Origin of the sequence: Mycobacterium sp., from assembly GCF_035697385.1 — a bacterium.
Taxonomy (GTDB): Bacteria; Actinomycetota; Actinomycetes; order Mycobacteriales; family Mycobacteriaceae; genus Mycobacterium.
This window is the reverse complement of sequence record NZ_DASSCY010000009.1, coordinates 17,626-37,497: the sequence shown is the minus strand read 5'-3', so window position 1 is coordinate 37,497 and position 19,872 is coordinate 17,626. Positions and strand designations below refer to the sequence as shown.

The following is a 19,872-nucleotide window of genomic DNA, read 5'->3' as shown; positions in this document are numbered from 1 at the left end:
GCGTGCGGAGCACGCAATTGAATCAAGGAGGATTCGGGTGGATTTCACACCGGACCCGGAGCAGCAGGCTGTCGCCGATGTGGTGACATCGGTGCTCGGGCGCGACAACAGCTGGGATGCGCTGGTAGCCGGTGGCGTCACCGCGTTTGCCGTGCCGGAGCGTCTCGGCGGTGACGGCTTGGGTCTGCCCGAGGTCGCGACGGCGCTGACAGAGATCGGTCGGCACGGCACTGTCAGCCCCGCGCTTGCAACGCTTGGCCTTGGCACCGCGGTGCTGCTGGACTTGGCAACCGACGAGCAGCAGGATCGCTATCTCGCAGGTGTCGCGAAGGGTTCGGTACTGACCGCGGCATTGAATGAAGCCGGTGCGCCACTGCCGGACCGGCCTGGCACGACATACGCCGGGCTCAAGCTGAATGGCACGAAAATCGCGGTTCCCTATGCCGAACAAGCGGATTGGCTCGTCGTCACGGCCGACAGCGCGGTGGTGGTGATATCGCCGAAGGCCGCGGGAGTCCAGCTGATGAAGAGCCCGACATCCAATGGCGGTGACGAGTATTCGGTGACGTTCTCCGACGCTGAGGTGGACGGCGTTCTGGATGGCGCAGAGTCTCACCGGGTCAACCAACTGGCGCTCGCCGTGATCGGAGCGTATGCATCTGGGCTCGTTGCCGGCGCGCTGCGGCTGACCGCGGACTACGTGGCAAACCGGCACCAATTCGGCAAGCCACTTTCGACTTTTCAGACGGTCGCCGCACAGCTCGCGGAGGTCTACATCGCTTCGCGCACACTGACATTGGCTGCCACGTCGGTGGTGTGGCGGCTGTCAGAAGGACGTGACGCCGACGACGATATCGACGTCCTCGGCTACTGGCTGGCGTCGCAGGCGCCGCCGGTCATGCAGCTCTGCCACCACCTGCACGGAGGCATGGGCATGGACATCGACTACCCGATGGACCGCTACTACTCCACCATCAAGGACCTGACCCGGCTGGTGGGCGGGCCATCGCATCGTCTCGATCTGGTGGGAGCGCAATGTTCATCGAACTGACCCCCGAGCAGCGGCAACTGCAAGCCGAACTGCGGCAGTACTTTTCGGGCCTCATCTCGCCCGAGGAGCGCACGGAGATGGAGGCCGACCGGCACGGCAAGGCCTACCGCGCGGTCATCAAGCGGATGGGCTCCGACGGCAAACTCGGGGTCGGCTGGCCCAAGGAGTTCGGCGGATTGGGTTTCGGTCCGATCGAACAACAGATCTTCGTCAACGAAGCACAGCGGGCCGACGTGCCTCTGCCGGCAGTCACGCTGCAGACCGTCGGGCCAACCCTGCAGATGTACGGCAGCGAAGCGCAGAAGAAGAAGTTCCTGCCCGCAATTCTCGCCGGTGACGTGCATTTCGCGATCGGCTACACCGAACCCGAGGCCGGCACCGACCTCGCGTCGTTGCGCACCACCGCGGTTCGGCACGGCGACGAGTACATCGTCAACGGACAAAAGGTCTTCACCACCGGGGGTCATGACGCCGACTACATCTGGCTGGCGTGCCGCACCGACCCGGAAGCCGTGAAACACAAGGGCATTTCGATACTTATCGTCGATACGAAGGATCCCGGCTATTCCTGGACGCCGATGATCCTGTCCGACGGTGCTCACCACACCAATGCCACGTACTACAGCGATGTCCGGGTGCCGGCCGACATGCTGGTCGGCGAGGAGAACGGCGGCTGGCGGCTGATCACCACTCAGCTGAACAATGAGCGTGTGATGCTGGGGCCGGCCGGCCGGTTCGCCAGCATCTACGACCGCATACATGCGTGGGCGTCCAAGCCGGACGGTAATGGTGTGACGCCGCTCGACCACGAGGACGTGCGCCGCTCGCTCGGTGAGATCCACGCGATCTGGCGGATCAACGAGTTGCTCAACTGGCAGGTGGCGGCGTCCGGCGAGGACATCAACATCGCCGATGCCGCGGCAACCAAAGTCTTTGGCACCGAACGCGTTCAGTACGTCGGTCGGCTCGCCGAGGAGATCGTTGGCAAGTACGGCAACCCGGCCGATCCGGAAACCGCCGAGCTGTTGCGATGGCTCGACAGCCAGACCAAGCGGAATCTGGTGATCACATTCGGCGGCGGAGTGAACGAGGTGATGCGCGAGATGATTGCAGCTTCAGGTCTGAAGGTGCCGAGGGTGCCCAGATGAGTGCGGTCGAGGACATCCAGAAGGCGGCCGAGCGGGTCAAGGCCGAGGGCAAGAGCAAGCCGCGGGTTGGCCGTCATCCGGTGAACCAGCCGATGGTCGATCACTGGCTGGACGCGATGGGCGACAAGAACCCCATCTACGTCGACGAGGAAGCCGCCAAGGCGGCAGGACATCCTGGCATCGTCGCCCCGCCGGCGATGATCCAGGTGTGGACGATGATGGGCCTGGGTGGTGTTCGTGCGCCCGACGATCCGCTCACCAAGATCCTCGATTTGTTCGATGACGCAGGCTATATCGGTGTCGTCGCAACCAACTGCGAGCAGACCTACCACCGGTATCTACGGCCGGGTGAAGAGGTCAGCGTCTCGGCCGAACTCACCGACGTCATCGGCCCCAAGCGGACCGCGCTTGGCGAAGGCTTCTTCATCACGCAGAAGATCACCTGGCAGGTCGGCGACGAGGATGTCGCCGAGATGATGTGGCGCATCATGAAGTTCAAGCCGGCCGACCAAGAGGGCGCGAAACCAACCGCCGTGCCCGAAGATCTGGACGCCGGCTCTATGATGCGGCCCTCGTCGTCGCGGGACACCAAGTTCTTCTGGGATGGAGTGAACGCGCACGAACTGCGCATCCAGAAGCGGCCCGATGGCAGCCTGCAGCATCCCCCGGTGCCTGCGCTGTGGGCCGACCCTAAAAAAGAGGCGGCGCCGTCCGATTATCTTGTGGCCAGCGGCAAGGGCACCGTTTTCAGCTTCGTTGTGCACCACGCACCGAAGGTGCCCGGCCGCACGCTGCCGTTCGTCATCGCACTCGTCGAACTCGAGGAAGGCGTGCGGATGCTCGGCGAGCTCCGCAACGTCGACCCAGCCAAAGTGGAGATCGGAATGCCTGTTCGCGCAACCTATATCGATTTTCCCGAAGGCGACTCGGGTCCGGCGTGGACGCTGTATGCCTGGGAGCCGGACGCGTGAGCGCGCCGGCCATAGAGATCGGGACCAAGCTCCCCGAACTGTCGTTGTACGGCGATCCGACGTTCATCGTGTCGACGGCGATCGCGACGCGCGACTACCAGGACGTCCACCATGACCGCGACAAGGCGCATGCCAAGGGCAGCAAGGACATCTTCGTCAACATCCTGAGCGACACCGGCCTGGTGCAGCGTTACATCACCGACTGGGCCGGACCGAACGCGGTGATCAAGACGATCGCTCTGCGGCTCGGCGTGCCGTGGTACGCCTACGACACGGTGACGTTCAAAGGCGAGGTGACCGCCGTCAACGACGGTCTGATCACGCTGAAAATCGTTGGCAGCAACAGCCTTGGCGATCACGTCATCGCGACCGCCACGTTAACCATCGGCTCTTCGCGCGAGCGCTCATCGCAGACCATTGGAGGTGCCTGATGCCGGGCCAGCTGTCCGGAAAGGCCGCGATCGTCGGCATCGGCGCGACTGACTTCTCCAAGAACTCCGGGCGTAGCGAGCTTCGGCTTGCCGCCGAGGCGGTGCTGGACGCGCTGGACGACGCGGGTCTGACTCCTGCCGATGTCGACGGCATGGTCACGTTCACCATGGACTCCAACACCGAGGTTGCCGTCGCACGGGCGACCGGTATCGGGGAGCTGAAGTTCTTCTCGAAGATCCACCATGGCGGCGGCGCGGCTTGCGCGACGATCCAGCAGGCGGCGATCGCGGTTGCCACGGGTGTCGCGGAATGTGTTGTCGCATACCGGGCTTTCAACGAGCGTTCGGGTATGCGGTTCGGCCAGGTGCAGATGCGGCTGGTGGAGAACGCCGATTCGACGGGTGTCGACAACTCGTTCTCGTATCCGCACGGGCTGTCTACCCCTGCCGCGCAGGTGGCGATGATCGCCAAGCGGTACATGCATTTGTCGGGCGCGACGAGCAAGGACTTCGGCGCCGTCTCTGTGGCCGACCGCAAGCATGCCGCCAAGAACCCGAAGGCCTATTTTTACGAGAAGCCGATAACCATTGAAGAGCACCAGAATTCGCGCTGGATCGCCGAACCGCTGCGCTTGCTGGACTGCTGCCAGGAAACCGACGGTGGCGTCGCACTCGTCGTGACAACGCCCGAACGGGCGAAGGATCTCAAGCACCGGCCCGCCATCATCGAGGCCGCGTCGCAGGGATCCAGCCCGGATCAGTATTCGATGGTCAGCTATTACCGGCCGGAACTGGGTCTACCCGAGATGGGCCTGGTCGGCAGGCAGCTTTGGCAGCAGGCGGGGCTGAAGCCGACCGACATCCAAACCGCGATCCTCTACGACCACTTCACGCCGTTCACCCTGATCCAATTGGAGGAATTGGGGTTCTGCGGCAAGGGCGAGGCGAAGGACTTCATCGCCGACGGTGCGATCGAGATCGGCGGGCGGCTGCCGATCAACACACACGGTGGCCAGTTGGGCGAGGCGTACATCCACGGCATGAACGGCATCGCCGAGGGTGTCCGGCAGCTCCGCGGCACCTCGGTGAACCCGGTGCCAGACGTCGAGCATGTGCTCGTCACCGCAGGCACCGGCGTCCCAACTTCGGGCCTGATTCTCGGCTGACGGCAACGCCGTGAACGGCGTTTGACCGACGCTTCGTATAGAGCAACGATCAAACGTCCTGTGGCTACTCCTCTAAATAATTCGCTGTGCAACTAAACAGCAAATTGATTTACTGTAGCGTCAATATGGTTGGGGCCCTCAGCAATCCGATCCTCCATGGAGCGATTTTCGGCAGGAGCTGCGACCCTGATCCCGTGTTATTCGCGGTAAGACGGGATCGGCGGAGACGCCTCGACCGACGCGGCTACCTCAACGCACACCAAAGCATCGGAAGGTGGTGCAAAAGGTAGATTGTGTTGCGGAATACTGATTTGATTGAGATCGCGGGGGAGACGCAGCTAACGGATTGTGGGAGAGTGGCAACCACTGGCGGGGACCGGTGGCCCATATCGATCGTCATCATCGACTGTCAAGATGTGGTCCACGCTGGTATAGAGGCGTGGCTGACTGGAAGTCAGCCACCGATCAAGATCGTCGGCAACTACTCCGGACCCGAAGAGTTCATCGCCGATCACCCTGAGGCCACGCCCGGGGTAGATACCGTCGTGTTCGCACTGCAATACGAGGGCAGCAGACCCCAGTTCGATGCGCTTCGTGCCCTATGTGCCGGCGGTCATCGGGTGATCGTGTACTCCTACCTTTCGACTGACGAAGTCATTTTGACCAGTCTGGATATGGGGGCGCTGACGTATGTGACGAAGTCGGAGAGTGGCAATCACCTGTGTGCCGCCATCCATGCCGCGGGCTCCGGCACGGCCTACGTTTCCCCGCGGATGGCGAAAGCACTGCTCGACGACAAGCGGCTCGGCCGTCCTCACCTGAGCAAGCGAGAGAAAGAAGTTCTCGTCGCGTGGTTCCAGACGGAGAACAAAGAGCTCGTTGCCAAGCGCCTATTCATTGAACCGTCGACGGTGCGATCTCACCTTCAGCGGGCACGCGCGAAATACGCCGCGGTCGGCAGGCCGGCGCCCACCAAGGCGGCGCTCGTTGCCAGGGCGATACAAGACGGAATCCTCAGCGCTCACGACCTGTGACGCGTTAACCGGCGTGAGCAGATGACAATCGGCCCCTGTTAGCAAGCATCGACTGTTCTCGAAAAGTACGTGCAAGTCAGTTTGGGCAACTTTCTACCAGAGAGTCCGAAGATTCTAACGGCGAGTAGGTCAAACGTATGAGTGGGCCATCCACTCAACGAAGCAAATGCACGTCTAACCGGCTGTAACACGTCGTACAAACGGATGAAAGGTATCGCGCTCCTGCGTATCGAGCGCTACCGTCTTTGACTGGGGGAGTGCATTTCAGCAAAGTCTCTGTCCGAACGGGTGGTGGGCCGATGGCTACGGATAGCAACAAAGCGTCGTGTACGGACATTCGGTGGCGTGAGCCGCATAAATCGACACGGGTGGGCCTTGTCGGCTTCGGGTATTGGGGATCGAAGCACGTCCGTGTGTTAGCCGGCCTACCCGGCGTGGATGTCACGGTCATCGAACACCAGCCGGATCGGCTCCGGGAAGCAATGACCAGTTTCCCCGGTATTCAATGCGCTTCGCAGCTCATTGAGGTCCAAGACGAGCTGGACGCCGTCGTCATCGCCACACCCCCCGAAAGCCACGGCCACGTCGCGCTGCAGGCATTGCGGGGCGGTCTGCATACGTTGGTGGAGAAACCGCTGGCGACGTCCATTTCGGCAGCCGAGACCCTAGTGGAGACGGCAGAACAGGTCGGCGTGACCTTGATGGTCGGCCACACCTTCGAGTACAACGCCGCGACCCGAAAGCTCAAGCAACTAGTCAGCTCCGGTGAGCTCGGACGAATCCTCTATATCCACACGGCGAGGCTGAATCTCGGTCGCTACCAAGACAACTGCAACGTGATATGGGATCTCGCGCCGCACGACATTTCCATCATCGCCTATCTAATGGACGAGTTCCCAGACACTGCCTCCGTCTGGGCACAGCGCAACTTGGGTGACGTGCACGCCGATGTCGCCTACGTCCGGCTTGACTTCGGGGGGGCATCGGCGCCGGCCTTCATCCACGTGAGTTGGCTCGATCCGAACAAGGTCCGTCGAGTTACCGTCGTGGGCGATCGAAAGATGGTGGTATACAACGACCTTTCCGAGACGGACCGCATCCGCATCTACGATGTGGGCGTTGTGCCGGCCGAGGTCGGTGCGTCATCGGGCACATATGCGATGCCTGTCACCTACCGCACCGGTGATATCACATCGCCGTACGTGCCCTTCGTTGAGCCACTGCTTGTACAGGACACACATTTTATCGACTGCGTTCGGACGGGCCGTAGACCGGACACGCCAGGCGAAGATGGCTTGGCCGTGGTTAGGGTGCTCGCCGCCACCGACGAGGCGTGCACCACCGGTGCACCCGTTCGGATCCAACCCCCCAAAGTGGATCGCAGTGCACCGGTGGTGCCTCCCGCGGAGGCTGCGTCATGACCGAACTCTTGGAGGCGGTGCCGTTTCTAAACCTGCCCGCCGTCAACGGTGCCCTCGAGGGCGACTACGACCTCGCGTGGAAGAGGGTGCTCGAGCACGGGCGGTTCGTCGGTGGCCCCGAAATCGAACAATTCGAGGCGAGCTTCGCTGATTACTGCGAAACCGCGGCCTGTGTAGGGGTAGCGAATGGCACTGACGCGCTGGAACTTATCCTCGTCGCTCTCGGTATCGGTCCCGGCGACGAGGTGATCGTACCGACCAACAGCTTCGTCGCCACAGCGGAAGCGGTATGTGCGGTCGGGGCACGTCCACGGTTCGTCGACGTGCTGCCTGACACGTTGCTGATCGACCCCAGCGCGGTAGCAGCCGCCGCGGGCCCGGCCACGGCCGCCGTCATCGCGGTACATCTGTTCGGTCAGCCGGCCGATCTTGGTGCATTGCGTCCCGTCGCCCGCCAATACGGTCTGGCCGTCATCGAAGACGCCTGCCAGGCGCATGGCGCCCGGCTGCGTGGGCGGCGCGTTGGCAGCCTCGGCGACGCCGCAGCTTTCAGCTTCTATCCGGGCAAGAATCTTGGGGCGCTGGGCGACGGTGGTGCAGTCGTCACACGCGACCCCTATCTCGCCGCGCGGATCCGCCAACTCGCCAATCATGGCCGTGCCGAGGCGGATTGGCACCGCCACGATCGACGAGGACGCAACAGTCGGCTGGACACATTGCAGGCGGCAATCTTGTCAATCAAGCTCTGCCAGTTGGACGGCGCGAACCTCGCACGACGCCGAGCAATGGACCGGTACCGTGGGCACCTGCCCCCATCGTGCAAGCCCGTAACGACCAACCCTGACGCGGAATCCGTACACCACCTCGCGGTGATCCGCGTCGAAAAACGCGCGACCGTGGCGGCCGAACTCAAGAGCCACGGCATCGGTTGCGGCATCCACTACCCGATCCCATGTCACCACCAGCCGGCCTTCCGGGAGTTCGCTGAGTCACTGCCGGTCGCCGAGCAAGCTGCAAAGCAGATCCTCTCGCTTCCGATGTTCCCGACGATTGCCGACGCACAAATCGATAGCGTCTGCGACGTGCTGTCGACGGTGACGACATGACGAATCAGTTGGGCCGACGTCAGAGTGCCGGCGAGGGCGGCGACACGCTCACGGCGGAAGGCATCATTGGAAACGGAAGCAAAGGCGTTGGGGCAACTGCGGATTCCGTCCGAAGCAGCGAGCGGGAGAGCCACGCCGCCAACAATCCGGCCAGGCGCCATCACCGCGTAAACGCACACGTCCGTCTCGTCATGCTGGCTGTCTTGATCGTGGCAGTCGGCGCAGGCGCGGGCTTCATCGGCGCTTTGCTCCTGCCCAAGGAGTACGCGGCCCGTGCGGAGCTGAAGTACAGCCTGTCGGAGTCCATGCCGAATGCACTTCTGCGCGAGGATCGCCAGCTCATAACCCAGCAGGTCTTGCTCGAAGGCCGGGGAGTTCTCGCGCCGGTTGCGTTCGACAATGGGATGAGACCCGAGGACCTGGCCGAGAACGTCTCCGCGAAAGTAGTCGACAACAGCGAAATTATCGAGGTTGAGGTACGCGACCGAACCCGGGAGCGGGCCCACATGCTGCTGACGGCGGTCGTCGCCCGGTATCTCATCGTCGCAAACAGCAACTGGCAGGACCCCGTTCGCTCCTATGTAGAGTCCGAGCTCGGTCCAGTCCGCTCCTATCTGGAGTTCCAACTCGGCGAAGTGCAGAAGCAGCTGCAGCTAGCTACTCTGCCGCCGGAGAATGCGGCTGAATTGACCCGGCGGGCGGATACGCTGCGCGGTCTCCTGGGTCCGCTTCAGCTGAAGCCCGTCGGCCCGGATTCCCCGTCAGCGCCACCTGCCGAGGTGCTGACCGAGCCATACCCCGTTGCCGAACAAGCTTTTCCGAAGCCCCGGTTCGCCGCCGCAGCTGGAGGGGCAGCGGCACTCGTTGTGGCCGCATTCGTGGTTCTTCTGGTTGCTCGGAATCGCCTCCGGTCGTGAGATGACATGCTCTTGTCGTCGATCGGTCGGGTTCCACCTCAAGCGAGTGCGTTTCGCAATTCAGCGACGGTGTCCGCCTGGACGTTGGTGAGCCGGGTTACCGGCCTGGGCCGGGTCATCGTGATCGGCGCGGTGCTGGGACCCACCTTTTTGGCCAACAGTTTCGTCACGACGAACGTGATGCCGAACCTTGCTTACCTCGCCATCGCCGGCAGCGTGCTCAGTGCAGTTGTCGTGCCGGCGATCGTGCGGACCACGGCCGCCACCGGGAACCAAAGCGCTGTCGACCTTCTTGGTCAGCTGGCGGGCTTTTTACTACGGGTTGCGGGCTTGGCGTCGGCGCTACTACTAGTGGGTTCCCCGGTTATCGCCTGGCTTCTAACCTTCGGCATCGCCGACGCCGCGACACGTAGCCGGGCCGAGCATCTCACGGTGGTGATGCTTCTCTTCATCGCACCTCAGATCGTGTTCTACATGATCGCGACCCTCGGCGCGGCTGCTCAGCAAGCAAGGGGCCGTTTCGCACTTGCGGCGGCGGCGCCGGCGGTCGAGAACGTCGGGGTGATAGCGACTGTTGCCGCAGTCGGGTTCGTGTTCGGGACGGGCGTCGAGATGGACGCCGCCCCTCTGGGCTTGGTGGTTCTGCTTTGTCTGGGGAGTACGTTGTCCGTCGCGCTGCACATGGCGCTGCAACTCTTCGGGGCGTCGCGCGTTGGCCTGCCGATACGTCCGCGCCTACTGCGTCGGGCTGATTCCGTCACCCTCGAAGTGACACATCGGATCGGGCAGTCGATTGTCGTCGCGGCGAGCCCGTGCGTCGCCTACTTCGCCCTATTGGCATTGGCGGCAACGGTGCCCGGCGGGGTGCTCGTCGTGCAGATGGCCTACCACGTCTATGCGCTACCTGTGGCTCTCGGCGCTCGAGCGGTGTCGACGGCGGTGATGCCAGGACTCTCGGTCGCCGCAGGCAGGAGCGATCGAAAACTGTTCAGCGAGAAGGTGCGCGAAGGGATCGCCTACACGTTCATCGCCAGCTTGCCGCCGTTGTTCCTCATGGTGGCATTCGCCTCGCCGATCGCCGATGTCCTCGCGAACGGCCGGCTCCGTGTCGAAGAGCTGATCCAGGCTCTCGCCGGTTGCCTTGTTGTGCTCGCGGTGGCGCAGGTCGCCGCTGGGCTGCGTGAGGTCTGTCTCCAGGGCTTGTTTGCCCGGCTCGATGTGCGACGTCCGCGCATCATCGCCCTGAGTGGGCTCGGTGTCACGCTGGCGGCGGGTCTCTTCACGCTCCACGTGCTTGCCGGTACCGATCGGCTGATCGGATTGAGCTGCGCGGTGCTGGCAGGGGATATAGCGGCGGCCGTGACCGCCATGCTCCTATTGCAGCGGGCGGTGCGGCCCGAAGCGCTCGCGGACCGCAGGCGGCTGATGGCCGCGGCGCTGGCGTCAACCGTCATGCTGCCCGTGGTCGCCGGCGGTTGGCTACTCATCGACGTGCTGGCGGACAACCGCATCGAGGACCTCTTGATCATGGGCCTGACTTCGATGCTGGCACTCGGACTGTTCGCTCTGATACTGCGTAGGCACACCAGGAGTCGTCTCGGGGTGGCCGCGTGATCGTTCAGGTACGGGATGCCGAGCCCCAGCCGCGGACCGAATCCCCGGTGCACGGTCGCATCACGACTGCCGCCTTTGCGGCGGCGTTCCTCGCCGGACTGCTCGGTGCCGTTGCGGGCTGGTTGGGCATCGTCGTGGCGGTCGTGATCGGTCTGGTCTGCCTTGTCGCCTGGCGGCCAGTGCTGGCCGTCTACCTGTACCTCGCGACTCTGCCGTTCATTGCCGGAATCGAGCGAGGTGCGCTGATCCCGCTGATACGACCCAACGAAGGCTTATTGGTCCTCCTCATCGCCGGTGCGATGATCGGAGGCTATGTGCGCGCTTTGAGGGGCGTGCCGCTGCAGCTTCGCCTCCGCCCGTGGGATGTACCGCTCGCTGCTTTCTTTCTTCTTGCCACCTTTTGGCCGATCAGCTCAATGTTGTTGCGGGGCATACTTCCATCCGCCGGAGACGTCTCGGCAGTACTGCCGGCGTGCAAACTGGCCGGGCTCTTACTGCTGGTCCGCATCACGGTACGGACCCCGAGGCATGTGCTGTGGTGCATCCGGCTGATCATCGGTTCGGCGGTCGGCGTCGCTGCGATCGCCGTGCTGCAGAGCCTGAGCGTCGAGCCGATTCCTACGCTGCTGCTCGGCAGCTGGTACCGGGCCTTGGCGGGAGAACTCCACCGCGGCACGACGACACTGTCGAACGCGATCGCCACGGGCGACTACATCCTGATCGGGCTGACCCTGCTGGTCACGGCGGGGGTCTGCGGCTTGATGGGTTGGTGGGCACGGATTGCAGCCGGGCTGGTACTCGTGGCAGGGGTATTGGCCGTAGGCCAAGTCTCGATCTGGTTGGCGGCGCTCCTTATTGGTGCCTTGATCGTCCGGCGTCTGCCCTCGGCGAAGGGGTCCGCGCTCCGCCTTGCGCCGATCCTGGGTATCGCGCTGCTGGTCGGTGCCCCTGCTCTTTTCAGACGAATCGGCAGCTTCTTCGGGGATGGTTTCCCCCCTCAGGGTTGGCGCGTGCGATGGGACAACGTGGCCCACCACTACCTTCCTGAACTTCTCGAGAACGGTCAGCTACTCGTCGGAGTATCACCAAACTGGGTCCTGGTATCACCCGATACCTGGCGCGAATTCGTCTACCTCGAGTCGGGCTATCTTCAGTTCCTATGGGTCGGCGGGGTGCCGCTGCTGCTCGGCTTCGTGGTGCTGTCCCGGGCCGTTCTGAGTTTTGCCGGTCAGCTTGGTAAGCGATCCGACGGTGTCGGCGCCTGCGCATCCGCGCTTGTCATCGTCTGGTGGATGGTCGTCTTCTTGCTCGTCTTCGACGCGCACTTGTTCATGCGCGGGCCTGGCGACCTTATTTTCGCGCTTCTCGGCGTCGTTGCAAGTAGAGCCGTTGAGGAGAGGAACGATGATGCTTCTGGCTGAGCGTCGGACTACGGCACGGGAGCGGGTGGCGCGCCGGGGCGCGGACATCCTCATTGCGGGCACTGCCCTGGTTGTGCTTTCGCCGCTGATGGCCATCATCGGAGTTGCCATCAAAGTGACCAGCCCGGGGCCGGTTCTGTTCAAACAGCATCGCGTGGGACTCGGCCGAAACACATTCTGTCTGTGCAAGTTTCGGACGATGCGCCTCGGCGGCGACGATACGGCGCTGCGCGAAATGATCGCCCGCGAGCTGCGGGGTGAAGATACCTCCAGCCGAGGTAGCCGCAAGCTCGACGGTGACAGCCGCATCACCCGGGTCGGCTCCGTCCTGCGCCGCAGTAGTCTCGACGAGCTACCGCAGCTGATCAACGTGCTGCGCGGAGACATGACTCTCGTCGGACCACGGCCATGTCTGGCCTGGGAGGCCGAGATGTTCCCGAGCGAGTTCGACGAGCGGTTCGCCGTCCGCCCTGGCCTGACCGGACTTTGGCAGGTGAGCGGCCGCAGCACCATGGGCACCCTGGACATGCTTCGCCTCGACGTCTGCTACGCCCGCCACCACACGCTGCGCGGTGATGTCGCGATCCTCGCGCGGACTCTGCCGGCAGTCCTGCGCGGTGATGGTGCCCGATGAAGACGACAATGCGCGTGTGCCTCGTGCGTCAGTACTACGTTCCGCTCGACACCCGGGTGCTGCGGGAGGCTGAGGCACTAGTGGACAGCGGCCACGAGGTCGACCTGGTGTGCCTGCGTGACAAGGGTGAGCCCAGCCGGGAACGTCGCGGCGCCCTGCACATCTACCGTCTGCCGCTCTCCCGCAAGCGCGGCGGGAGCACGCTGTGGCCGCTGGCCGAGTACGTCTTCTTTTTCTGCGCGGCGACAGTGCTTGTCAATCTCCTGCATTTACGCCGCCGCTACGCCGTTGTACAGGCGAACTCCGTTCCAGACTTCCTGATTTTCGTCGCGGCCATCCCCCGCCTGCTCGGTGCCCGCGCGGTGCTCGATCTACACGAGCCCATGCCCGAGTTCTACGCCAGCAAGTTCGGCAGCGGTCCGGATCATCCGGGCGTGCGACTCATGGCCTTCATCGAGCGGATCAGCATTCGCTTCGCCGACGAGGCCATCACGGTCACCGATCCGATGCGTGACCGGTTCGTGGCGCGCGGCGCCGACCCAGGGAAGATCACCGTGGTGCTCAACGGCGCGGACGAGAAGGTCTTCGACCCCAGCCGGTGCTCGCCCGCTACGTCGGACGGCGAGTTCCGCCTTGTGTGCCATGGCTCGATCGAAGAACGCTACGGGCTCGACACCGTCATCAGGGCGGTCGCCTTGCTCGCCGACGAGCTCCCCGCGCTCCGGCTCCGGATCTATGGGCGGGGCACCTACAAGCAGGAGCTCGAGCGGCTCGTCGCCGACCTTGGAGTCGGCGATCGAGTGTGGTTCAGCGAAGGCTTCGTCCCCATAGACGAGCTGGTCCAAGCCTTGGCCGAGGCTGACGCAGGCGTAGTTGCCATGAAGCAGGACGCGTTCCGAGACCTCACCCTTGCCAACAAGATGTATGACTTCATCACCATGCGAAAGCCGCAACTCGTATCTCGCACGCGGTCGGTGGAGGTCTATTTCGACGAAACGGCGTTCGGCTTGTTCCGTTCGGACGACCCCATGGATTTGGCGCGCGCGATTCGAGAAGTCGTCGCCGATCCGCAGCGGCGGGCGGTAATGGTCGACTCCGCCGCTAAGCAGGGTGATGCCCACCGCTGGCCACTCACTGCGCCCCGCTACGTCGGGGTGATCGAGCATGCCGCTGGGCTCGGTCGCCACTCCCGCCGGGGCACTGCAGCAAACGGTGGCGCGCAGAACAAGCAGCATTGGGACCGGGTCGGCGCGGCGTACAGCCGAAGCTGGGAGCCTGCTGCGAAGCGGGTGATGAGCGATCTCGAGCTTGGCTTCGTCGAGGGCCATGTGCCCCGCCGTCCCGGGCTCGCGGTGATGGACGTCGGCATCGGCAACGGTCGCATCATCGAGCGCCTGCTGTCGCGTGATGAGGTCGCCGCACTCGACGGACTGGACATCGCGCCGCAGATGGTGGATGTGTGCCGGATGAATGTCGGCGCCAACCCAAAGGTTCGAGGTTTGCACGTGTGCGATGTCTCCGCCGAGCCCATACCGGTGCAGGGGGAGCTGGACTTCGTCAGTTGCATCCGCGTGCTGAAGTACAGCCGAAACTGGGCCGACGTCGTTGCCAAGCTCGCGGCCAAGCTCGCGCCGGGCGGCGCGCTGGTCTTCACCATGCCGAATCGGTGCTCTCTCACCCGGCTGTCACGCGCGTACGCCGTCGAGTACCACCTCAGCACGGAGGCGGAGCTCCGATGTGTGGTCGAGGCCGCTTCGTGCGAGCTGCTGGAGATCTCGGGGTTCGCCAAGCTGCCGGACCTGTTGTACCGGACTGCGTCCGGTCCCGCATCAGCGCGCGCCGTGCTCGGCGTGGAGCGGCGGCTCGACGCAGCAATGGGGAGGGCCCGATTTGCGCGCGAGCTCTTCGTCGCGGCCCGTAGGCGTTAGCCGATCGTGGACCGCGTTTTGCAGCGCTCGCCCCATCGCACCGTCAAGTTGGAAGATGGGGGCGCAGTGGTGCGCAAGGAGTTCACAGGACCGCTGGCGTCGGCTGAGGCGGCGCGCGAGCATGACCGCCTGCAGCGTTTCCACCGCGCGCTCGGAAGCGATGGCAGGGCCCGGTGCCCGCGGCCCATCGATGTCGGCACTGATGACCCCGTATTCGTCCGCATGGAACGGGCGCCAGGCGAACCCCTTCTCGCTCAACTTGCTTCCCGGCTCTGGACCGACGAGGAGATCAAACAGCTGGCCAGTGTCTTCGCCGCTGCGGTGCGGACCTATGTCGAAACCTTCGACGAGCCATACTTCGACTTCCACTTACGCAACGTGACCTACGAGCCTGCTGAGGGTCGAGTGTGGTTCTTCGATTTCGGGGTCCCGAGCACCTTCGCGCCCGACCTCGTCGCCCGCCTCCGACAACGCGCACCACTCGACGTCAGCGTCGCCAACCTGCTCGGCTCCACACTCTTCGAAGCGACCCGCCCGCGGACGGTGCTTCAGCGCCGGCGTCATCGCCAGTCCCTCCTCCTCGCCGATGCCATCATGTCCGAGCTTCCAGTGATCGCGGCCGAGGTAGATGGTGTCGCCCGTGATGTGTGGAATTCGGCTGCCGCTCAAGGTGATTGGATGGCGATGGCGTGGTATCGATCTTTCGGCAAGTTGGTCGGGCCGCCTATGCGTCGCGCCGCATTCGGAATTGGCAGTCAGCGGATCACCGGGTCCTAACCAGCCCAGTGGATTCCTGCTGGTAGGAACGTCCGCACACGCACGCGAGGTCATCTCCAAGCGTTGTCCCACATTCACAGGACCAGCCAATAAGGCGGCCCGGATTTCCGACGATAATTCCATAAGCGGGAACGTCTTTCGTCACCACAGCGCCCGCTCCGACGAATGCATGTGCGCCGATTGTGAGACCACACACCACCACGACACCGGCGCCCAAAGTAGCGCCGACGTGGACTAGCGTGGGAAGCAACTCGTCGCGGCTGCGTTTGATCGCCGCACGTGGTCGCAGGTCATTGGTAAAAACCACTGCCGGCCCGAGAAACACATCGTTTTCGATTGTCACCTTGTCAAACAACAGGGCAGCGTTCTTCACGGTGACGCGATCACCGATCGTGACGCCGTCCTCTACGTATGCGTGATCGCAAATATTGCAGTCGCGCCCGACTTTGGCGCCAGCCAAGACGTGCGCGAAAGCCCAGATCCGGGTTCCCGCACCCACATCATCGCTTTCACACAGTCCGTGCGGATGGACAAAGACGCCGTTCGATTCACTGGAGTTCATGACGAGCTAATCGCCGCAGGGCTGAGTCATTTCAGAGTCTGTCGACGTGGTAGGGGGCGAAGTCGACCACTTCATGGTCATCGAAGTATAGGCCCGAAACCAATGCTGAAACGCCCAGTCCGCGCCCTATTTTGATGCTATGCAGGGTTAGCAACAACCCAACCATCCCCTCCTAAGAGGACCGATGATGTCACGACCTCGGCGCTGGACCACTGTAGAGAGGCGAGCGGTGCTCATCCTTTCCGCGGTGCAGCGGCGGGATGGTATCCGATGAGCACGGCGATGCCGGGCAGTCGAACGGTGATCGCCGCCGATCCTCGTACCGATCCGCGTTGGAACACGCTCGCGACAGACGCGCAAGGCAGCATCTTCACCTCGCCGCCTTGGATCAGATCGGTGTGCGACACCTACGGATTCACACCGCAGGCGCGGATCGCCACCGACGCCGCGGGACGTCCGACCGACGGTTTCACGTGGGTACCGATCAGTGACTTCCGCGGCGACCGGCTGATCAGCCTGCCATTCTCGGATCGCGCCGAGCCGCTCGTCGCCGATCCCGCGATGTGGTCGTCTCTGGTCGACGACGCTATGCGCCACGACGCCCCCCTCACGATTCGCTGCCTCGACGGCGCGGTGCCGACGGCCGACGCCCGGCTCGTGCGGGCGGAGGAGGCCGCTTGGCACGGCACGCCTTTGGACGTCGCCGTCCAGGACATCTACCGGTCACTCAGCCCGGCGACCCGCCGAAACATCGCTGCGGCCGAGCGCAACGGCGTTTACGTCGACGCAGTCACCGGGCTGGACGGTCTCCGTGCCTATCACCGACTCCACGTGTCACTGCGAAAGCACAAGTATCGGCTTCTGGCCCAGCCCTTTGCCTTTTTCGAGCGCATCTGGCAGGAGTTCTCTGTTCGCGACGGGATCGTCACATTACTCGCGCGCGCTAACGGCGAACCGATCGCGGGTGCGGTCTACCTGGTGTGGAACGACGTCGTGTACTACAAGTTTGGAGCGTCGCTTGCGAGTGCGCTGTCTCTGCGGCCGAATGATGCGGTGGCGTGGGCGGCCCTGCGCTGGGCATCGGAGAGAGGACTTCGTCTGTTGGACTGGGGGCTGAGCGATCTGGATCAGCCGGGACTCGTCGCGTACAAGCGCAAGTGGGCCAGCCAGGAGCGCCGGATCGTGACGCTCTGCTCACCGAGTCCGAGCGATGACAGCGATCGAGAACTCGACGGTCTCCTCGGCGAGTTGACTCGACTGCTCACCGACGATGCGGTGCCCGATGAGATCACAGAGCGGGCGGGGTCGTTGTTGTACCGCTACTTTGCCTGATTGGCCGGACACCGCTCGACGCGCCAGCCCGAAGCCGGTGAGCAGTCTGCTCGACCAGGCGCCTGCCGGCCGGCCAACGTTGGGTGAGATCGTAGGCGACTCGGACCACTCGCGACGAGATGATCTCCACGGGCATGGGGTAGCGGAAAGGTGTCCCGCCGAAAGATGCCTTGAACGCCTCGGAGCTCGTCAATTTGGATGTGTCCGGGGGGTCTTCCAGGAGTATCGAAACCGCCGCATCGCGAATGCCTCCAAAGTCTAACCAGCGGTACCCGTTAGCCTTCGCCCAGCGAATCTCCTCCCACCGAACCGCGGACGAGATCGCCAACTTCCGCACCGCCGAGTCCCGTTCCATGCCGGTCAGGCGTCCCGTCAGCACACCGCCACAGCCGGTGAGTAGATCGGCTACCACCGGCCGGCCCTCGAGCTCCCCGATGAACAGCTCGGCGTGGCCAGCAGGGGCCAGCAGGCGATAGAGATTCGCCATGTAGCCGTGCGGAATGGGCTCGAAGCCGTGATGCTGCGCGGTGGCCGCATGCAGTCGGGCTAGTAGCGCGACATCATTGAGCGTCCCGCGGCGGACACGCACCCCGTGCTCAGGCCATTTGCGGCCCCGCCGCCGCGTTTCCTTCGGAAGCCGGGCCCACAAATAGTCCTCGTCGTTCGAAAGGTCCACGCGGAGAGAGGCTTCCGGGGCGATCCCGGCGTGAGATTGCCGGAAGCCCAAGCGTCGAAGTTCGAGGCTGATGTCGTCACCCCCGTACGGGGGCTGGATGAAAAGCATCCTCATGTGACGGAAGGCGAGATCGTGCAGCGCGGTGGCGAGTGCGGTGACGACCGACGCCCGGTCAGCCTCTAGTGCGACGATCGGACCGTAGGGCACGTAGCCGACCTCGCCGACCAGAGGCAAACTGCGCCTCAGCACGAGCGCTCCGCCGACTAGTTCGCTGGCCCGCCACGCAAACACGTACTGCGGTTCGAAACCGGCTGCCCGACGAATGTCTGCCCACGCGGACAACTGAGCGACGTCGCTGCCGGGCACCGTCTCCACTAGCTCATCCCATGCGGTGAGCACGGATGTGTCCGGGCGACGTATCAACTCGGCGGACACCGGCTCGCTGCCGGGCCGAATTACATTGCAGGTGTGCGGCTTTGACACAGCGGTAGTTGGTGGGGGATCGAGCAGGCTGTCCACGACGTCCGAATAGCGCTGACGCTGCACCCGCCACGAATAGGGACGGGCAACTTCCTTGGCCCGCGTCGCATAGCACGTCGCCAACTCCGGCTCGTGGTACAGACGATCAATGGCGCGGCCCAGGCTGCTCGGGTCGTCGGAGACGAACGGCTCGAAACAGCCTGCGGGAAAGGTCTCCTCCACGGAACGGGTGGTCGATACGACCATCGGGATGCCCATCGTGATGAAGTCGAACATCTTGCCCGCGAGCGTGAGATCGCGGAAGGTGTCCTGCTTCATCGCCACCACACCGACATCGGAGGTGGCTAACGTCGCCACGAGTTCGTCGATCGGAAGGAAGCCTGCACTGAAAACAACCCGATCCGACACCCCCAAACTGGAACTCAACGCCTGTAACTCGCAGCGCTGTGAACCATCGCCGACGATGCGCAACTCCAGGGTGGGGATCGCCTCAGCCAGTCGAGCGACTGCCCGAATCGCTGTATCCAGCCCGTACTGAGGCTCGATCGTGCCGTGGCTGACCAACACGAATTTCTCGTTGGTGCCCTCGCGCGGAGGAAATCGGGTGGGGTCGAAGAGCTCCGCATCCGACCCATCCATGACGACGGTGATCTTGTCCGGAGCGGCACCGCGGCCAACGAACGTCTGGCGCATCTGCTCTGTCACTGTGAGAGCCGCATGTGCGAACCGGATACTCGCCTGCTCGCATGAAGCGATCAGCCGGATGGCCGGATGTCCTTGCGCGGCACCCAACTTCGTTGCGAAGAATTCCGGCAGCGGTTCCTGCAAATCCAGCAGCACCCGAGCTCCGGTGAGCCTCGGGATAAGCGCCGCGAAGACCAGAACATCTGGAGGGGAGTTGACCTGGACGAGGTCGAAACGGCGACGCAGGTGCAGCACTGCGACTCCGAGGCCGACCAAGGCAAGGAACATGGCGTACTCGGCGAGACGACGTGCGGTTCCCGCCCCGGCATGATGGCGCAGCGGCATCCGGCTGATGTAAAGGCGACCGCGATGTTCGCGCAGCGGTTCACTGCTGTCGCGCAGGCACACCACATGCACCGAGTGGCCGCATTCGAGGAGGGCATTGACCTCGCGCTGCAGCCGCGTGTCGCGGAAGTAATGGCATCGAATCACGCACACCCGGGGCATGATGTCTCCTCG

The 19,872-nt window shown here is 63.8% G+C and carries 17 protein-coding genes; 15 read left to right on the top strand and 2 right to left on the bottom strand.

Annotated elements, in window-relative coordinates; translation table 11 throughout:
- Nucleotides 1–37 precede the first annotated feature (37 nt).
- The 14 genes from VFH65_RS00875 to VFH65_RS00810 all read left to right on the top strand — a co-directional run bounded on the left by VFH65_RS00875 (nt 38) and on the right by VFH65_RS00810 (nt 15,619).
- Nucleotides 38–1,051: an acyl-CoA dehydrogenase family protein gene (locus VFH65_RS00875; RefSeq protein WP_353319234.1), complete on the top strand. Its 1,014-nt coding sequence runs from the start codon at nt 38–40 to the stop codon at nt 1,049–1,051.
- Nucleotides 1,036–2,199, top strand: coding sequence for an acyl-CoA dehydrogenase FadE29 (gene fadE29, locus VFH65_RS00870; RefSeq protein WP_353319233.1), 1,164 nt, complete (start codon nt 1,036–1,038; stop codon nt 2,197–2,199). The genes VFH65_RS00875 and fadE29 overlap by 16 nt, the downstream gene beginning before the upstream one ends.
- Nucleotides 2,196–3,170 carry a bifunctional MaoC family dehydratase N-terminal/OB-fold nucleic acid binding domain-containing protein gene (locus VFH65_RS00865; protein ID WP_353319232.1) on the top strand — a complete coding sequence of 325 codons (975 nt, stop codon included), beginning with the start codon at nt 2,196–2,198 and terminating at the stop codon, nt 3,168–3,170. Before fadE29 ends, VFH65_RS00865 begins: the two co-directional genes overlap by 4 nt.
- Nucleotides 3,167–3,601 carry a MaoC family dehydratase gene (locus VFH65_RS00860; RefSeq protein ID WP_353319231.1) on the top strand — a complete coding sequence of 145 codons (435 nt, stop codon included), beginning with the start codon at nt 3,167–3,169 and terminating at the stop codon, nt 3,599–3,601. The genes VFH65_RS00865 and VFH65_RS00860 overlap by 4 nt, the downstream gene beginning before the upstream one ends.
- Nucleotides 3,601–4,767 (top strand): lipid-transfer protein, encoded by a 1,167-nt coding sequence (locus tag VFH65_RS00855; protein WP_353319230.1) that lies wholly within the window; start codon nt 3,601–3,603, stop codon nt 4,765–4,767. Before VFH65_RS00860 ends, VFH65_RS00855 begins: the two co-directional genes overlap by 1 nt.
- 356 nt (nt 4,768–5,123) lie before the next feature.
- Nucleotides 5,124–5,801, top strand: coding sequence for a response regulator transcription factor (locus VFH65_RS00850; protein WP_353319229.1), 678 nt, complete (start codon nt 5,124–5,126; stop codon nt 5,799–5,801).
- A 299-nt stretch (nt 5,802–6,100) separates the two neighbouring features.
- Nucleotides 6,101–7,222, top strand: a complete 1,122-nt coding sequence (locus tag VFH65_RS00845) for a Gfo/Idh/MocA family protein (protein WP_353319228.1) — start codon at nt 6,101–6,103, stop codon at nt 7,220–7,222.
- Complete coding sequence (locus VFH65_RS00840) at nt 7,219–8,328, top strand: DegT/DnrJ/EryC1/StrS family aminotransferase (protein ID WP_353319227.1); 1,110 nt, start codon at nt 7,219–7,221, stop codon at nt 8,326–8,328. The genes VFH65_RS00845 and VFH65_RS00840 overlap by 4 nt, the downstream gene beginning before the upstream one ends.
- On the top strand, nt 8,325–9,245 hold the full coding sequence (locus VFH65_RS00835; protein ID WP_353319226.1) for a hypothetical protein: 921 nt from the start codon (nt 8,325–8,327) through the stop codon (nt 9,243–9,245). Before VFH65_RS00840 ends, VFH65_RS00835 begins: the two co-directional genes overlap by 4 nt.
- 69 nt (nt 9,246–9,314) lie before the next feature.
- Nucleotides 9,315–10,859 carry a murein biosynthesis integral membrane protein MurJ gene (gene murJ / locus VFH65_RS00830; protein WP_353319225.1) on the top strand — a complete coding sequence of 515 codons (1,545 nt, stop codon included), beginning with the start codon at nt 9,315–9,317 and terminating at the stop codon, nt 10,857–10,859.
- The gene (locus VFH65_RS00825) at nt 10,856–12,280 is read left to right on the top strand and encodes a hypothetical protein (protein WP_353319224.1); all 1,425 of its coding nucleotides are present in this window, start codon (nt 10,856–10,858) and stop codon (nt 12,278–12,280) included. The genes murJ and VFH65_RS00825 overlap by 4 nt, the downstream gene beginning before the upstream one ends.
- Nucleotides 12,264–12,914, top strand: a complete 651-nt coding sequence (locus VFH65_RS00820) for a sugar transferase (RefSeq protein ID WP_353319223.1) — start codon at nt 12,264–12,266, stop codon at nt 12,912–12,914. Before VFH65_RS00825 ends, VFH65_RS00820 begins: the two co-directional genes overlap by 17 nt.
- On the top strand, nt 12,911–14,842 hold the full coding sequence (locus VFH65_RS00815) for a glycosyltransferase (RefSeq protein ID WP_353319222.1): 1,932 nt from the start codon (nt 12,911–12,913) through the stop codon (nt 14,840–14,842). The genes VFH65_RS00820 and VFH65_RS00815 overlap by 4 nt, the downstream gene beginning before the upstream one ends.
- Before the next feature lie 6 nt (nt 14,843–14,848).
- Nucleotides 14,849–15,619, top strand: a complete 771-nt coding sequence (locus VFH65_RS00810) for a hypothetical protein (RefSeq protein WP_353319221.1) — start codon at nt 14,849–14,851, stop codon at nt 15,617–15,619.
- Here the strand turns inward: VFH65_RS00810 and VFH65_RS00805 are convergent.
- Nucleotides 15,606–16,181, bottom strand: a complete 576-nt coding sequence (locus VFH65_RS00805) for an acyltransferase (protein ID WP_353319220.1) — start codon at nt 16,179–16,181, stop codon at nt 15,606–15,608. The genes VFH65_RS00810 and VFH65_RS00805 overlap by 14 nt on opposite strands.
- Before the next feature lie 270 nt (nt 16,182–16,451).
- Between VFH65_RS00805 and VFH65_RS00800 the strand changes: the two genes are divergently transcribed.
- Nucleotides 16,452–17,513: a GNAT family N-acetyltransferase gene (locus VFH65_RS00800; protein WP_353319219.1), complete on the top strand. Its 1,062-nt coding sequence runs from the start codon at nt 16,452–16,454 to the stop codon at nt 17,511–17,513.
- Here VFH65_RS00800 and VFH65_RS00795 read toward each other — a convergent pair.
- Nucleotides 17,470–19,860 (bottom strand): GNAT family N-acetyltransferase, encoded by a 2,391-nt coding sequence (locus VFH65_RS00795; protein WP_353319218.1) that lies wholly within the window; start codon nt 19,858–19,860, stop codon nt 17,470–17,472. The two genes, VFH65_RS00800 and VFH65_RS00795, sit on opposite strands and share 44 nt — an antisense overlap.
- Nucleotides 19,861–19,872 lie beyond the last annotated feature (12 nt).

What these genes read in the sequence shown, in the direction of transcription:
- VFH65_RS00865 (WP_353319232.1), top strand. Translation starts at nt 2,196, where the DNA reads ATGAGTGCGGTCGAGGACATCCAGAAGGCGGCCGAGCGGGTCAAGGCC.
- VFH65_RS00835 (WP_353319226.1), top strand. Translation starts at nt 8,325, where the DNA reads ATGACGAATCAGTTGGGCCGACGTCAGAGTGCCGGCGAGGGCGGCGAC.
- VFH65_RS00800 (WP_353319219.1), top strand. Translation starts at nt 16,452, where the DNA reads ATGAGCACGGCGATGCCGGGCAGTCGAACGGTGATCGCCGCCGATCCT.
- fadE29 (WP_353319233.1), top strand. Translation starts at nt 1,036, where the DNA reads ATGTTCATCGAACTGACCCCCGAGCAGCGGCAACTGCAAGCCGAACTG.
- VFH65_RS00845 (WP_353319228.1), top strand. Translation starts at nt 6,101, where the DNA reads ATGGCTACGGATAGCAACAAAGCGTCGTGTACGGACATTCGGTGGCGT.
- VFH65_RS00840 (WP_353319227.1), top strand. Translation starts at nt 7,219, where the DNA reads ATGACCGAACTCTTGGAGGCGGTGCCGTTTCTAAACCTGCCCGCCGTC.
- VFH65_RS00855 (WP_353319230.1), top strand. Translation starts at nt 3,601, where the DNA reads ATGCCGGGCCAGCTGTCCGGAAAGGCCGCGATCGTCGGCATCGGCGCG.
- VFH65_RS00820 (WP_353319223.1), top strand. Translation starts at nt 12,264, where the DNA reads ATGATGCTTCTGGCTGAGCGTCGGACTACGGCACGGGAGCGGGTGGCG.
- VFH65_RS00795 (WP_353319218.1), bottom strand. Translation starts at nt 19,860, where the DNA reads ATGCCCCGGGTGTGCGTGATTCGATGCCATTACTTCCGCGACACGCGG.
- VFH65_RS00815 (WP_353319222.1), top strand. Translation starts at nt 12,911, where the DNA reads ATGAAGACGACAATGCGCGTGTGCCTCGTGCGTCAGTACTACGTTCCG.
- VFH65_RS00805 (WP_353319220.1), bottom strand. Translation starts at nt 16,181, where the DNA reads ATGAACTCCAGTGAATCGAACGGCGTCTTTGTCCATCCGCACGGACTG.